The organism is Sphingobacterium paramultivorum, assembly GCF_014109745.1.
GTDB classification, from domain to species: Bacteria; Bacteroidota; Bacteroidia; order Sphingobacteriales; family Sphingobacteriaceae; genus Sphingobacterium; species Sphingobacterium paramultivorum.
Genome location: NZ_CP058555.1, coordinates 5,394,835 through 5,410,426, shown reverse-complemented (window position 1 = coordinate 5,410,426; position 15,592 = coordinate 5,394,835). Strand labels below are relative to the sequence as shown.

Sequence of the window (15,592 nt, the reverse complement as noted above, 5' to 3'; positions counted from 1 at the left end):
CTTTCATAGGAAATGGCTCGCTGCTTTTTATCAGATCACTTTTATTTTTTTTCAATTCCAAAACAATGCGGAGGTTTAATGACAGCTGCTTGTGCTGGATTATTTCCCGCTTTGACGGGGAAAACAATCTTTAAACGTCCTTTTGTTCCCTGCCATTTTGGTCCATTCTGTAGAAGGCGAACCGTTTCATTAAAGAGTGACTGATCGGGTTGCCCTTCGGCACTAATATTAGTGGGCACTCCATTTTTGTCGATCGTAAAATTGACAATAATTTCGCCACCTCCTGCAGGCGCTACCGACTTCTGATTGAGGTACTGTTCAAAAATTTTCCATCCTTCACGGGGTGTTGCATCCCCCCCGTCCAGCAAAGGTTGAACAGATACCCTATTTTCAGGTTCACTTAATTCTACATCCGTTGTACGCTCAGCTTTACCGCTAAAATGTTTAAAATATAGCAGGGCCAATAAAGTCACAAACAGTACACCTGCGGTAGCACCTATGGCCAAACGCTGCCATGTGAAATACTGGGCGTGTCTTGTTGCAACAGTATCTTCCACCCTACGATTGAGGCGCTGTTGTAAGAGGCTCAATTGCCGGGCATCCACACCATTTTGCAATCGGTAACCATCGATGGCATCTTGTAAAAAGGGATCTTCCAACGCTTCACGTTCCAACTGAAACATCTCCTCCTTACTCATCAAACCATGGATGTAATTATGGATCCTTGATAATTGATAATTATTTTCCATTTTCTTTCCTTTCCATACAGATTTTCAGATTGCGCTTTCCATTTTGAATAGCACTTTTGACCTTATTCAAGTCATACCCAGTCAAATCTGCAATATCTTTATAACATTTTTGCTCGAGATAAAACAAACGTACACATTCCTCTTGCTCGCGATTTAAAGTTTGCATACAGCCTTCCAGTTTCTCGAAATCTTTTTCTTCCCACTTCGCTTCACTGGTATCATTTAGCTTTTGTTCGCTTTCAAACAAATTGTTTTCAATATCAACCTGCGTCGTCCGCTTATCCTTACGTAATTGCATAAGGCAATAATTTTTACTGTAAACGTGTAACCAGCTCTTAAAATTATCGACTTCATATTGACGAAGCTTCGGTATCAGTTCTTCAAATATCTGCATCACAGCATCCTGACTACGATCGGGATCCTGTAAGTATTTAAAGCACACACCATAAAGCAAAGACATATAGGGCGAATATAGTTTCCCCAGTGTAGACAAGTCACCGCTTGTTTTATAGTGTTGTAAAAGCTCTTTTTCGTTCATGCGCAAATCATTCACCTTAATGATGATTTAATATACAAATTTCCATATATAAAAAAAGGAGCTATTGAAAATTACCGAAAAAAGAAAAACCGTCCCCATGATGAAATGGAGACGGTCGATAAGAATATAATATGAATTACGGATTTAATTTCCTTGTTTCCAATTGTATCGCAGTGTAACGCCGTAAGTCCTTGGATCGGCAACTACACCTGCGTATTGCCCATAACTTCCAGGCGCCGCCAGCAACTGTTCGTAGTAATCTTTATTTGTTAGATTTCTACTCCACACAAACACCGAAATACCATTCGATCCCCTGAATCCTAACCTGGCGTTCAATACCGAATAGGCATCAATATTTAGGTATTGTGAGGGGGAAGAACTGGATGAAAATTTAGAGCGGTGAAATAGGTCTGCGCCCAAAAAGTAAGATCCATTAATCCCGATCAGCTTACCGCTTTTATTCGCTTCACCACCCAGCGACCAAGACCATTTGGAAACACCAGGAAGGACGCCGCCAGAGATATCTTTAAAAGCCTGAGCTCCGCCAACCTCTTCTAAAGGGACAGGTGCATTGGTAAATTTGACATACTTGGCATCTGTATAGGCTAGCGCTCCATTCAATCGGAGAAAATGTCCGATGTTGATATTTCCATCCAATTCAACACCTTTTACACGCACCTTTTCCGCATTGGCCAGATAACCACGGTTCACCCCAGGTTCAGGAGTCTGCACTTGGGTCTGATAGTCTTTGATATCCGTTTGGTAGACGGTCAGATTGAGGAGTGAATTGCGCGTTGGATTTGTCTTAACACCAATTTCCTTATGACGTACAGCCTCAGGTTTTACTTCGGCGAGATCCAGCAACACTGCTCCATTGGCAGTCGGCAATCCACCAACGTTGATACCGACAGGTTTATAGCTGATGGAATACGTTGCATAAGCATTTATCTTCGGATTGAAACGATATCTTGCCGATAGCTGACCTGAGAAATTATCGGCATCCGCATTGATATCAAAAGTCTGATTGGTATATACACCGTTCTTTAAGGCTAGCAGTGCCGGGTCTGACGTCTGCAAACCACCATAGGTCTGCCTATCGTAGTTAGCCACCTTTTTATCGTAGTTGTAGCGCAGCCCTGGGAGGATGTGTAATTTTGGTGTCACAGCCCAATCAATCTGTGTATAGGCTGCCAAGCTTGTACTCTTAATTCCGTAAACGGTCTTGATTCCAAAATTGTCAAATAATCCCGGTGTTTGCCACAAAGCACTGGTAGAGCTTTTTTGAAACCGCCAGAATGAAGATCCGGTTTCTTCAGTATGTACGGGATCGGTGCCTAGATCCTGCCACAGACCAAATAGTCCGACAACTCCGCTGACCTTTTCACTGATTTTTCCGGAGTATCTGAATTCCTGTGACCACTGATTATGGACGGAATTACCTGCTGAAACGGTGTATACCGGAAGTCCTAAGTAATCGCGGTCATTGAGCGGAACCCATGTCCATGTCCGCCACGCAGAAGTTGAGGTCAGTGTCCCTTCTCCAATCTTGATATCGGCATTCAATGCGACACCACCCAATTTATTATCAGCTTTGGACTGTGTATCCAAATCTATCTTACGCTCGAAGGCACTTTTATAGGGCAACTCGTAGCCAAGATCTTTAATAATTGCATCAAATTGTCTGTAGTCCGCACGCTGTGTTTTTACAACTCCGGCAACCGCCCAACCGTAACCATCAGGCTTTTGTGATGACACGTCCCCAGAAAGCACCAGTTTGATATTTTCGGTCGGGGTAAACAGCAATTGCCCTCTAAAGCCCAGGTTGTTGATATCATTGATCTTCCTATTGGTATGTACATTAAACAGGTTTCCATCCCGTTGTGTGCCAGAGAAAGAAGCTCTCGCAGCCAGGTTTTTGGCCAATGGCCCTGAGATTGAAGTCTTCGCCTGAATAAAACCTTGGTTTCCGTAACTGACTTCCACATTGGCCTCTGGTGTGAATTGTGGTAAACGTGAGGTTATATTGAATGCACCTGCTGTTGTGTTCTTTCCAAAGAGTGTACCTTGGGGTCCACGCAGTACCTCTATCTGGTCGATATCAATAAAGTCTAGCCAAGTCGCGGCAGGACGGGCAATATATACACCATCAAGATAAAATCCTACACCAGGATCGATACCATCATTGGTGAGGCCATAAGTTGAGCCCAGTCCCCGGATATTAAGCGTCGTATTACGTGCATTCGATGCATATAACTGAACTGTAGGTACAAGCTCTTTTAGTCGATTGACATTAAATGCCCCTGCATCCTCCAATGCAGCGCCACGAATAATCGATATGGGAATCGGAACATCCTGTAACTGTTCCTTACGACGGCGTGCAGTGACCACTACTTGATCCAATGCTTCCAATCGTGGTGTAAGTTCAATCACTGCCGGAGAATGGTCTACAACGATATGACGGGTTTGATAACCAACAATGGATACAATCAATGAAAATGGCAATTTTTGTCCAGTTACAAACTGGAAAACACCTTTACTGTCGGTTTTCACCTGGTGTGTAACGGCCTCCAACTGAACCGTTACGCCTTGCAGAGGCTCTTTTGTTACGGCGTCAATTACGGTACCTGTTAACGAGGCATTTATAATAGGTTTAGGATTTTCTACTTGCGCGTAGGTATGGTAAGAACCTGTTAAAAGCAAGCTAAAAATGACGCTAATTCGAAAAATAGCATTTTTTTTCATAAATTTATTCAGTTTAATGGTGAATCTAAAACAAGTGCCAACGCCAATCGATACTTGCTTCATTGTTAAAACTTTGTAAAAGGGAAGCCTCGGCTTCCCTTTTCTAATATAAGAGAGTGTAAGAGAGAAATTTTAACAACACATTCGTTTCTTGTCACTTTTTAGGGTAACAACAGATCCTTCTACCGAAGCAACCAATAAACTTGTTTTTGGAGAGTAATTTTGTTTCATTCTTTTTATCTTGTTATTTTCTTTTATTTCCTGCTGCATAAACGAATCAATTTATGCACTTATCAGGCGGCAATCTCAAACAACTTTAATCACATGTCTTTTTTATAAAATCAATTTCATGGCTAGTTCGATTCATAATCAAGTCAGTCCTTTTTGCTCGCCTTCCTATTTACCTGTAAATCAGATAACGATACAAATATATAAATATTTTTTAAAAGACTACTAATTTGATAGATTTAATGATATTTTTTTTAAAACCATTAAACCTTAATTTTAAGACACTTAAAGCAAATAAAAAGCGCTTCGAATTTCTTTCAGCATGAAAAAAATCACGAAGACAACCATCCTACACACCAACAATCCAGCGAAAATCAAGAAGCAAAGCAATTTTATAAAAAACGAAGATCTGTGCTACGAATCTGAAAAAAAACGGTACTCATAAACCCTTGATGGAAAAGCATAAAAAAGGCCGTCCTTTTCGGACAGCCTTTCTCACAGTCAATATAACGATCTGTTTCACATTGAAACACTTACCTTTTTAGCGAAATAGTACCAATGCAATCAATAAGGTAATAATAACATTAAAAGTCTGGGCAATCAGAAAAGCATATAGTGGCTTCTTGTTATCTTGAGCAAATAGATCCTTAAAGTTCGTTTCCAAGCCAATGGATGTAAATGCCAAGGTAAACCAGAGGCCCTGTAAGTTTTTCAAACTTCCTTTGACCGCATCAATCTTCTCAGGAGATATCACGAATGAAAAGAGCAACGATGCAAATACAAATCCCAACACAAACTTTGGGAAACGTTCCCATATAATTTTTAGCGTAGGTTTATCCCGCTTGGTTTCGTCATCTACAGATTTCGCATAAGTCCAATAAATACTGATAGCAAAAGCAGCAAGCCCCAACAATACGTTTTGGGAGAATTTCACAATGGTACTGATTTTCAACGCTTCTTCACCTACGAGGGAGCCCGACGCCACGACAGCTCCTGTTGTATCAATACTCCCGCCGAGCCAAGCACCGGTAACCTCTTGCGACAAGCCCATCCACTCCGCCATATAAGGCATGAAAATCATCATTGGAATCGCTGTAATAAGGACCAGTGAAATTACATAGGAGAGTTTTTTGCTATCGCCTTTAATTGCTCCCGAAGTTGCTATTGCTGCGGAAACACCACAAATAGATACTGCACTCGACAGCATTAGGGACATCTCCTTGTCAATCTTTAACTTTTTACAGATCCAGAAAGCAAAGTACCAAACAGACAATACGACAGCCAGTGCTTGAATAAGCCCCAAGGATCCCGCTTTCAGGATATCCCCAAAGATCACGGTAGTTCCGAGCAGAATTAGGCCTATCTTGACATACAGCTCTGTACTGAGCGCCTCTTTAAACCAATTAGGCAGTTTAAAGCAATTACTGATGATTAAACCGATAATCAAACTAAAAATTACAGCTTCGAGATTATATTCTTTAACCGTTGCATTTCCTGCCAGCACCAATGCAAATACGGTAAGGATAAATACAACAGGAAATACAACGAATAAATGTTTCACAGATTTCCCCAAAAGAAAGGCGCCCAATATCGCGGTAACGAATACAAAAATAAACTGCTCAAAAAGCTTCATTAAATTTGTCGGGTCGAAAACCGTTGCGACGAGTTCGGCGGAATTACTCCACGAAAAACTAGGTACTGGCGCAACAATTCCTGAGAGTGCGAGAAATATGGTAGCAATCCCCAAAATGACGACTACCCAGTCCTCTGTAAATGTAAATGATCTTGAAGATGTCATATAATGGTTAGGGTTTAAAAGGTTAAATGTAGCATAATTACAGTTACTTTTTAGGATTGTAACACAAAAATGGCCGAAGATTTCTCTCCGGCCATTAACCAAAACCAATAATCTATTACCAATCAAAAACAATATTTATTCTCATCTATCAATTTCTTTGCGATTCGCTGACGTGCATCTTTCACATTAAATGGCTGTGCTTTCGTGAATCTGCGCAAACCAACCAACATCATATTCAGTTCATCACCTTCACCAAAAGAATATAATGCTTCTTTACCGGCGGCGCTGATTTTATCAATAGCACCATACAGGTAGATCTTAGCCATATCTTTTGCATAGTCTGCTTTATCAGATCCTGTATGCAGCAATTTTTCTGCGCGCAACAAGACTGACTCGGTGATATAAACATACCCGATAATATCAGCAATATTCATGAGGATTTCCTCTTCTTTGGAAAGGGACATCATCAATTTTTGCACAGCTGCTCCCGCAATCAATAACCCTGCTTTTTTAAGGTTTGCCACAATTTTCTTTTCTACAGCGAAAGGCGCATCGTCCTCTTCACCAAAATCTGGAATAGCGAGAAGCTCTCCAGCTACAGCTTGGGCAGGTCCCATCAGATCCAATTCACCTTTCATGGCCCGTTTTAACAGCATGTCAACGACAAGCAATCGATTCACTTCATTCGTACCTTCAAAGATCCTGTTGATCCGTGAATCCCGATAAGCGCGTTCCATTGGCGCATCTGCCGAGTAACCCATTCCACCATAAATCTGTACCCCTTCGTCAACCACATAATCCAACATCTCCGAACACCATACTTTGATGATAGCGCACTCAATTGCAAACTGCTCCACAGACTTCAATTTTGCTTTAGCTTCATCCATACCGCCAGCAATCAATGCATCGTAGGCATCATCAATATTTTGACCGGCACGATATGATGCCGACTCCACAGCAAACAAACGTGTTGCCATCTCAGCCAGCTTATAACGAATGGCGCCAAATTTAGAAATCGGCAGATTAAACTGCACACGTTCATTGGCATACTGCACCGCATGATTGATCACCATACGTGCCGAACCGATCGTGGCGGCGCCCAGTTTTATACGACCAATATTCAGGATATTTACAGCAATCTTAAATCCATTTTCACGATCAGAAAGCATATTCTCTACAGGAACGGCGCAATCATTGAAAAAGATCTGACGTGTTGAAGATCCCTTAATACCCAATTTATGTTCTTCGGGATTCATCGTGATGCCACCAAAGTCTTTCTCGACAATAAATGCCGTCAGGTTTTTATCATCATCGATTTTTGCAAATACGATAAAGATATCTGCAAAACCACCGTTTGTAATCCACATTTTTTGTCCGTTGATCAAATAATGTGTCCCTTCGGCATTTAATTTTGCGGAAGTACGACCCGAATTTGCGTCCGATCCAGCATTGGGCTCTGTCAAACAATACGACGCCTTCCATTCACCAGTAGCAAGCTTTGGAACATATTTTGCCTTTTGGGCATCATTACCATAATACAAAATAGGCAGCGTACCGATTCCCGTATGAGCAGACAATGCGACAGCAAAAGAAAACCCGCCACCTACTGCATCGGCAACAAGCATAGAAGTGTTGAAATTCTTGCCGAAACCACCATATTCTTCGGGAATAGAAACACCCAACATCCCCAGTTCACCAGCCTTATCCATCAAACTAGGCATAAGTCCTTCTTCTTGCGCATCGATACGGTCCAGCTTGTTCAATACTTCTGTATCCAAGAAATCCAAGCAGGTCTGACGAATCATTTTGGCTTCTTCATCAAATTCTTCCGGAATAAAAACGGCTGTATAGGGAGTCTCTCTAATCACGAACTCTCCGCCTTTAATTGCTTTATTTTCACCCATTGTCTTTTTAGATTTATATGGACCAGCAAATCACTGCTTAGTGATGATGCTGTCCACAATTTTTAAATACTTCTATGCGTTATGAGATCAGAGATCCATATTTCGTTTATATTGCTATTCTTAGCGGCTAATTTTAATCCAATAACTCAAAAATACCAGCAGCTCCCTGACCAGTTCCGACACACATCGTCACCATGCCGTATTTTTTGCCTCTGCGTTTTAACTCGTTTAAGACTTGGACCGTCAATTTAGCTCCTGTACATCCAAGTGGATGCCCTAAAGCGATGGCACCGCCATTGACATTTACTTTCTCTTCGTCTAATCCAAGTTCACGAATAACGGCTAGCGATTGAGAGGCGAAAGCTTCATTCAGCTCAAAGAGGTCAATATCTTCCTTTTTAAGACCGGCTCTTGCCAAAGCCTTGGGTATGGCATAGATAGGTCCGATACCCATAATGCGGGGCGGAACACCTGCTACAGCAAAACTAACGAGCTTTGCTATAGGTTTTACACCAAGCTCTTTCACTTTTGCTTCAGACATCACCAAGACAAATGCAGCCCCATCAGAAGTTTGTGAGGAATTCCCTGCTGTCACGGAACCATTCGCTGCAAAAACTGGTTTTAATTTCCCTAAAGCTTCCAGGGAAGTATCGGCTCGAGGACCTTCATCCGTATCAACGACATATTCACGCGTTGCAATCTTGCCGTCCTTCAAATAATTTTCTTTTACGGTGATAGGTACGATACCATCTTTCAAATGACCATTTTGAATAGCTGCAACTGCCTTTTGATTTGACTTAAGTGCAAAAGCATCCTGATCTTCACGTGAGACATTGTAATCTTTGGCCACAGCTTCGGCAGTCAATCCCATACCCCAATACCAATCTGGATGTTCTTTTGCCACGACAGGATTAGGCACAATTTTCCAACCTCCAAAGGGCATTCCGGACATCACCTCTACCCCACCGGCAATAATAACATCGGCCATCCCAGTCTTGATCTTTGCTACCGCTGTTGCAATAGTCTCCAAACCTGAAGCGCAGTATCGATTAACGGTTACTCCCGGGACCTTATCCGTGTCTAATCCCATCAGTGAAATGAAACGTGCCATATTGAGTCCCTGCTCCGCTTCCGGCATGGCATTCCCAACGATGACATCATCTATATCTTCTTTATTTAAATTTGGCACAGTGGATACAAGATGTTTAATAACATCCGTGGCTAAATCATCCGCCCGCATAAAGCGAAATACTCCCCGCGGCGCTTTGCCTACTGCTGTACGAAATCCTGCTACTATATATGCTTCCATTATTTTTATTTTTTTCGTGAGTAGTGATTTTTAGTTCCGTAAAGGCTTACCCTTGGTCAGCATAAATTGAATCCTTTCAAGCGTTTTGCGTTCGGCACAAAGCTCGAGGAAAGTTTTACGTTCAAGATCCAGTAGATACTGTTCAGACACTTCGGTCGGTGACGATAAATTTCCACCGCACATCACCCAGCCTAGTTTTTCTGAGATCTTTCGATCATAATCAGAGATATAATTACCTTCACGCATCGATGAAGCCCCCACATACACGATCCCTAATCCTTGGTTTCCTAAAACCTTGATATCATTGCGTGGAGCAGGCTGAACATAACCCTCATCAGCCAATTCCAGTGCCTTTGCTTTGGCATCTGCCAAAAGGCGGGCACGGTTCATTGTAATTGCAAATTTATCTTTCTGCAAATAGCCGAGTTCATAGGCTTCATAAGCAGAAGTCGACACTTTCGCCTGCCCAATGGTCAGGAATTTATCTTTTAAGGTGTTCTGAACAATCTGATCCTCCTTAAATTCCTCAGAGGCACGTAGTGTAAATTCTTTGGTTCCACCGCCACCGGGGATAACACCAACGCCAAGTTCAACCAAGCCCATATAAGTTTCGGCGTGAGCCTGAACAAAATCAGCATGCATGGAGAATTCACAGCCCCCACCGAGGGTCATTTGAAATGGCGCAACGACTACAGGTATTGACGAATAGCGTAAGCGCATGGATGTATTTTGAAAGGCACGAACGGCCATATTCAATTCATCAAAATCCTGTTCTACGGCCATCATGAAAATCATTCCAATGTTGGCTCCAGCAGAAAAGTTCTTCCCATCATTGGACACCACTAAACCGCGATATTCCTTTTCAGCGAGATCAATAGCTTTATTCAGGCCCTGGATAACATCTCCGCCAATGGTATTCATCTTGGTATGAAATTCACAGTTAATGATACCATCGCCAAGATCAATAATAGAAACACCCGTATTTTTCCAGATTGTTTTACTTTCCCGAATATGATCCAATACGATCAGATCTTCCGTTCCGGGAATAGCTTTATAAGATTTGGTCGCAATATCATAATAGTGACGTACACCATTTTCAATTTTATAGAATGATTCACATCCCGCTTCCAACATCTCGTGTACCCAGGAAGCAACCTCCCCATCCTGACCTGGAAGTCGTTTTTCTTCGGCCTTAATTTTAGCTAAGGTCTCTCGGACACCTAGCGCATCCCATACTTCAAATGGTCCTAACTCCCAACCAAATCCAGCACGCATGGCATCATCAATGCGGAAGAAGTCATCTGTAATTTCGGGAACACGGCGGGACACATATTCAAACAATGGATAATGCATGGCACGGAAAAGTTCCGCCGCTTTATCGCTTCCTTGTTCATATACTTTCATCCGCTTGCGGATATCCTCCACAGGCTTGGTGGCTTCCAAAGTAGCTGATTTCACTTTTTGCTGTGAACCAAATTCCAGTGTTTTTAGATTTAAAGACAAAATCTCCGAATTACCATCGGCAGCTTTTACTTTTTCATAAAACCCTTTCTTGGTTTTCTCACCCAACCATTTATTCTCTACCATCTTATTGATGAATGTTGGAAGTTGGAAGACACCCTTGGCTTCATCTTCGGGCGCATTCTGTGCCAGTCCATTGGCAACATTCACCAAGGTATCAAGTCCTACAACGTCAGCCGTACGAAAAGTTGCCGATTTGGGATGCCCCATTGCGGGACCGGTATATTTGTCGACCTCTTCCACTGTCAACCCCAAGGGTTCCACTAAATGGGTAACCGCCAACATCGAATAAACACCGATACGATTACCAATAAATGCTGGTGTATCCTTACACAATACAACCGATTTTCCCAGCATCTTATCGCCAAAGTGAAGAATAAAATCAATTACCTCAGGCTTGGTGTGCGGTGTGGGAATAACTTCCAATAAAGGAAGATAGCGTGGTGGATTGAAGAAGTGCGTACCGCAGAAATGATCTTTAAAATCTTCACTTCTGTCCGCTGTCATTAAATGAATAGGAATACCAGAAGTATTGGAAGTAATCAATGTTCCAGGTTTACGAAATTGCTCAACACGCTCGAAAACAGACTTTTTAACATCAAGTCGCTCAACGACAACCTCTATGATCCAGTCCACATGAGCAATATCTTTTAGATTATCATCAAAATTTCCTGTTTTGATACGTCTGACAAATGACTTGCTATAAATTGGCGAAGGGTTTGTTTTTAAAGCCGTTTCTAGGGAGCTGTTGACAATTCGGTCCCGAACGACCTTACTCTCCAGCGTGAGACCTTTGGCTTGTTCCGCTGGCAGCAGTTCACGCGGAACGATATCCAACAATAAAACTTCAACACCAATGTTAGCAAAATGACAAGCAATTCGCGAGCCCATAACACCCGAACCGAGAACCGCCACTTTTCTAATATTTCTGTTCATCATAACATATTTATCATGCACTTCTGTACATTTGGTTTAACTTCTAAACGATTACTTCTTCCTTGTAACTGGTTGCAAGCTCATTGAGTTTCGCTAAAGAAGCAATCAATTGATCACGTTCATTTTCTGAAAAATTATCCGCTAAGTATTGATTGAAATTACGCACCACATCCTTGGCAATTCTTCTTTTCTCCCGACCCAATTCAGTCAAGTATACTTTTACTGACCTTTTGTCGGTTTCACTCGTTTCACGGTATATAAATCCCAATGACTCCAAATTATTTAACACCCGAGACAAACTAGTTGTTTTAACTCCTGTCAAATTTGCAATCTGAGAAACAGGTGTACCCTCTTTATGGATGTTAATCAAAATATAACCTGCAGCCTGGGTAAAACCGTACTGCGAAGCAATTTGATTATATTTATTGGCAATTGTCTGCCAGCCTGTTTTTAAAAAATAGTCGATTGTCTGATTTTGGTTCATAAGCGTACTCACAAGCTATTTATTATGCTTGCATAACAAATATACCAGTTAGTAATCAGAATAACAAGATCCAAAATATAAATTTTGTCATATATTCGTCAGCATGACTGCGCTTCATATTTCTTAGCTGAATTTGCCAATAATAGAAAATGTGGAAAACTTTTAAGCACTGAAATACAACCAAATAAAACAAAACATAAAACTTTTATTAACAGCTCCTGTTTAATAATCAAAATTAATTCCGTTAACTTTGTCCTGAACAAACATCAACACCGTATGGCTTTAGTAAACATACCTCGCTTGGACTTGCTACATTATACTCAAGGAACCCAAGAACAACGAAATCAATTCATCCAAGATATTGGCAAGGCTTTTAACGAAACGGGCTTTGTAACGATTGCAAATCATGGCTTATCAAAAGAGCTGATTGAAGAGTTATATCAGGTAGTTCCTGAATTTTTTGGTTTGCCGACCGAGACGAAGGAACAATATGAATTTCCAGAACTTGCAGGCCAACGTGGCTATACAGCAAAAGGAAGAGAAAAAGCGAAAGATGCGAAGACTCCTGATTTAAAGGAATTTTGGCAACGCGGTCAAACGATCGTTGGTGAAGAATACTCCAAAGCTGATTTTCCGGACAATCCCGAAGTGGCCGAAATACCCCGCTTTAACGGTGTGACAGCGGAGGTCTATAAAAAATTAGAAGATACAGGCCGGGACTTATTAAAAGCGATTGCTACCTACCTCGATCTGGAAGAAAATTACTTTGAAAAATATGTTATCAATGGTAATTCTATTCTACGTGCAATACACTACTTCCCAATCAGCGATCCTGATGCCTTATCTCCAGATGCCGTACGTGCAGGCGCTCACGAAGATATCAACCTCATCACCTTATTGATTGGGGCTAGTGCAGATGGACTTGAAGTATTGACAAAAGACGGAGAATGGTTCCCTATCAAAGCCAAAGGTGAAGATATCGTCATCAATGTAGGTGATATGTTACAACGGTTAACAAACAATAAGTTGAAATCTACTACGCATCGCGTAGTAAACCCGCCACGTGAAAAAATGGGTACTTCCCGTTTTTCTATTCCATTCTTTTTACATCCAAAATCCTCCATGAGTTTGGCTTCATTAGATTCCTGCATCGATGCGGAACACCCGAAGGTCTACGAAGATTATACCGCTGGTCAGTACCTGGATGAACGATTAAGAGAAATCGGATTAAAAATGTAAGACTCCGCATCATTTAAATTGGTTTAAATGAGCAAAACAGCATATAAAAAAGAAATGGTCGATCCTAGGATCGACCATTTCTTTTTTACGGATATGAAAACTATTTCAATTTATAACCTATACCAACATTCATAAAGATATTATGCAATCCGAAACTAATACTTTCAAATCCAGTTTTCATAATATTATTGAAGCCATAATCCAACTGTGCCAACGCAAAGAATCTTTTGTCGATAGCATAATGTGCCCCCAAACTCATACCAACATCGATACTCCTAACACTCTCCGAGAAATCATAATCGGCATTATCCACAACAATTTTATTTCCAGTAGGTTCTTCATGTCTAAGATAGCCATTATAGGCCTCGCCATAGAATTGCTTTCTTACCGCAAAAGAAATATAAGGACCTGCCTGCACATTCCAACGATTTGAAAGCTGATAAGTAGCTTGAATCGGCACAGACAGATACAGATTATGCACTTTGGTTGTAATATCACCCGTATAATAACCTCTCAGCTCCTCTTTTGCATCATTCACAGCATTGAATGTCGTCTTGTATCCTTTAACACTCGCTTTTGTATCCATTCCCTTTCCTTCGAAGACGAGTCCCAAAGATACTCCCCATTTGGGATCAATATGATAGTTTGCCCTTGCTCCGACAAAAAAGGGAACATTCGGATTATAGCTTTTAATTTTTCGGATTTCACGTGGCAACGATAGTGGTGCTGCTCCGCCGATCTTACCGCCAACCATCACATCGAAGCCTAATTTACTTTCATCCGATGTATTTTCCTGAGCATTTGCAACAGATCCTATCAAAACCATCGCAGCCAGTGCGATTGTATATTTTATCATTTTCATTATTTCTTCGTTACAATTTTGAGATCATCCACCGTTAACTTACTACCGACAGCACCAATAAAATTATCACCATATTTACTCGAAGACATCACAATAGCAATGCTATAATCCAAATTGGCAACGTCAGCATCGTTTACTTTCGCTGTGTACTTAAATGGCAATGTAAACTTGACAAAACCATCGGTCGCTGTTGCGCCACCATTTTCCAGCCTGGCTATAGCCACTATACTTGGATCTTTCAAAATATTATGTCCGGTCAAATAGGAAACTTTCTTCTTCGGATCAGGTTCCGAATCCATCAGCTGCTTGCGATTATAAAAAACCGCATAGATATCGCAGGAATCTTTGGTATTGACCGGTTTCATGTTTTCATCCGTCACATTCGCGCCTGGACTATATTTATAGTAACCTTCCAAAACCAACGGTATCTGATTGAAAGGAAGACCAAACTGCGTTGCCGACAGCGGATCTGTCAATACAGGTCCCGTATCAAACGCTCCTATAAAAAGATTTCCGGCAGCAATAGGTTTCTTGAACATCGCCCCAAAAGCACCGGTCAACTTCGTTTCCAATAAAGCCGCTTTCGATCCTGAATGTGCATCCGAACTCGTTTTAGTAGGATATGATTCGGGTTCCTTTGTACCTCCCCCTAAGCTCAGTGTCAAGGAGAAACTTGGATTTCCGGAAGCCCAATTATAGAAATCCTGACCATCAATTTTATTATAAAATATGGTGTATTTATCATCCTTATCGATCGCCGTATCTTCAAAACCATATTCTGTTGGAACAAATCCACCATCTGTTTTCACAATTTTAATCAGATAGTTCTTTGTAAACTGATGATCTTCGGACGTAACTTTATAATATACGCCGTTTTTTAGCAATTCATCAACGATTACTTTATTCATATCCTGAGTTCCGACCGGCATTTTCAAAGAATCCTTCAAAAGCTCAATCGAGGCACCAGGAGTCAGGTCAAAAGTCATATTCAACTTGGTAAGATCATGAATATTGGGCTGAAGATAAAGTGTAACTTGCGTATTTGAGATGACCGGGTTCAGCAAGAAGACATCTTCATCGGCATGAACACCGACAATATCCGCTTCCATATTAAGCGCTTCTTCCTTTATACAACTTCCCAAACTGAAAAGAAGCATAAAACAGATTACCCACGAGTAATTTCGTGTTCGTTTCATAAAAATAATATTTAGTGTAAATTTAATGATCGATGTTATTGAGCGATACATCGATTTGGCAAAGCTACCATTCCTCGCTCCAAAAA

11 protein-coding genes are annotated in these 15,592 nt (G+C 41.2%); 1 reads left to right on the top strand and 10 read right to left on the bottom strand.

Annotated elements, in window-relative coordinates; genetic code table 11:
• Positions 1-41 precede the first annotated feature (41 nt).
• From HS960_RS22525 to HS960_RS22490, 8 genes are all read right to left on the bottom strand, one after another.
• Complete coding sequence (locus HS960_RS22525; protein WP_182330664.1) at positions 42-749, bottom strand: energy transducer TonB; 708 nt, start codon at positions 747-749, stop codon at positions 42-44.
• Positions 739-1,287 (bottom strand): RNA polymerase sigma factor, encoded by a 549-nt coding sequence (locus HS960_RS22520; protein WP_075994424.1) that lies wholly within the window; start codon positions 1,285-1,287, stop codon positions 739-741. The genes HS960_RS22525 and HS960_RS22520 overlap by 11 nt, the downstream gene beginning before the upstream one ends.
• A 144-nt stretch (positions 1,288-1,431) precedes the next feature.
• Entirely contained in the window at positions 1,432-4,029 is a 2,598-nt protein-coding gene (locus tag HS960_RS22515) for a TonB-dependent receptor (protein ID WP_159727406.1), read from the bottom strand.
• 769 nt (positions 4,030-4,798) lie between these two features.
• Positions 4,799-6,055 carry a YeiH family protein gene (locus HS960_RS22510; RefSeq protein ID WP_153844321.1) on the bottom strand — a complete coding sequence of 419 codons (1,257 nt, stop codon included), beginning with the start codon at positions 6,053-6,055 and terminating at the stop codon, positions 4,799-4,801.
• Positions 6,056-6,177: 122 nt separating this feature from the next.
• Positions 6,178-7,959: an acyl-CoA dehydrogenase family protein gene (locus HS960_RS22505; protein ID WP_153844322.1), complete on the bottom strand. Its 1,782-nt coding sequence runs from the start codon at positions 7,957-7,959 to the stop codon at positions 6,178-6,180.
• 133 nt (positions 7,960-8,092) lie between these two features.
• The gene (locus tag HS960_RS22500) at positions 8,093-9,268 is read right to left on the bottom strand and encodes an acetyl-CoA C-acyltransferase (RefSeq protein WP_088163166.1); all 1,176 of its coding nucleotides are present in this window, start codon (positions 9,266-9,268) and stop codon (positions 8,093-8,095) included.
• Positions 9,269-9,298: 30 nt separating this feature from the next.
• Entirely contained in the window at positions 9,299-11,728 is a 2,430-nt protein-coding gene (locus tag HS960_RS22495; RefSeq protein ID WP_159727410.1) for a 3-hydroxyacyl-CoA dehydrogenase/enoyl-CoA hydratase family protein, read from the bottom strand.
• A gap of 40 nt (positions 11,729-11,768) precedes the next feature.
• On the bottom strand, positions 11,769-12,209 hold the full coding sequence (locus HS960_RS22490) for a MarR family winged helix-turn-helix transcriptional regulator (protein WP_075995002.1): 441 nt from the start codon (positions 12,207-12,209) through the stop codon (positions 11,769-11,771).
• Positions 12,210-12,485: 276 nt separating this feature from the next.
• On the opposite strand from HS960_RS22490, the gene HS960_RS22485 reads away from it, so the two are divergent.
• Positions 12,486-13,448 carry an isopenicillin N synthase family dioxygenase gene (locus tag HS960_RS22485; protein WP_153844324.1) on the top strand — a complete coding sequence of 321 codons (963 nt, stop codon included), beginning with the start codon at positions 12,486-12,488 and terminating at the stop codon, positions 13,446-13,448.
• Positions 13,449-13,548: 100 nt separating this feature from the next.
• Here HS960_RS22485 and HS960_RS22480 read toward each other — a convergent pair whose 3' ends face one another.
• Both HS960_RS22480 and HS960_RS22475 read right to left on the bottom strand, forming a co-directional pair.
• Positions 13,549-14,304 carry a porin family protein gene (locus HS960_RS22480; protein WP_227550062.1) on the bottom strand — a complete coding sequence of 252 codons (756 nt, stop codon included), beginning with the start codon at positions 14,302-14,304 and terminating at the stop codon, positions 13,549-13,551.
• Positions 14,305-14,309: 5 nt separating this feature from the next.
• Positions 14,310-15,506 carry a PCMD domain-containing protein gene (locus HS960_RS22475; protein ID WP_227550063.1) on the bottom strand — a complete coding sequence of 399 codons (1,197 nt, stop codon included), beginning with the start codon at positions 15,504-15,506 and terminating at the stop codon, positions 14,310-14,312.
• Positions 15,507-15,592: the final 86 nt, after the last annotated feature.

Coding starts and splice junctions, on each gene's coding strand:
- HS960_RS22480 (WP_227550062.1), bottom strand. CDS start 14,304: ATGATAAAATATACAATCGCACTGGCTGCGATGGTTTTGATAGGATCT.
- HS960_RS22510 (WP_153844321.1), bottom strand. CDS start 6,055: ATGACATCTTCAAGATCATTTACATTTACAGAGGACTGGGTAGTCGTC.
- HS960_RS22485 (WP_153844324.1), top strand. CDS start 12,486: ATGGCTTTAGTAAACATACCTCGCTTGGACTTGCTACATTATACTCAA.
- HS960_RS22525 (WP_182330664.1), bottom strand. CDS start 749: ATGGAAAATAATTATCAATTATCAAGGATCCATAATTACATCCATGGT.
- HS960_RS22505 (WP_153844322.1), bottom strand. CDS start 7,959: ATGGGTGAAAATAAAGCAATTAAAGGCGGAGAGTTCGTGATTAGAGAG.
- HS960_RS22495 (WP_159727410.1), bottom strand. CDS start 11,728: ATGATGAACAGAAATATTAGAAAAGTGGCGGTTCTCGGTTCGGGTGTT.
- HS960_RS22515 (WP_159727406.1), bottom strand. CDS start 4,029: ATGAAAAAAAATGCTATTTTTCGAATTAGCGTCATTTTTAGCTTGCTT.
- HS960_RS22490 (WP_075995002.1), bottom strand. CDS start 12,209: ATGAACCAAAATCAGACAATCGACTATTTTTTAAAAACAGGCTGGCAG.
- HS960_RS22500 (WP_088163166.1), bottom strand. CDS start 9,268: ATGGAAGCATATATAGTAGCAGGATTTCGTACAGCAGTAGGCAAAGCG.
- HS960_RS22520 (WP_075994424.1), bottom strand. CDS start 1,287: ATGAACGAAAAAGAGCTTTTACAACACTATAAAACAAGCGGTGACTTG.
- HS960_RS22475 (WP_227550063.1), bottom strand. CDS start 15,506: ATGAAACGAACACGAAATTACTCGTGGGTAATCTGTTTTATGCTTCTT.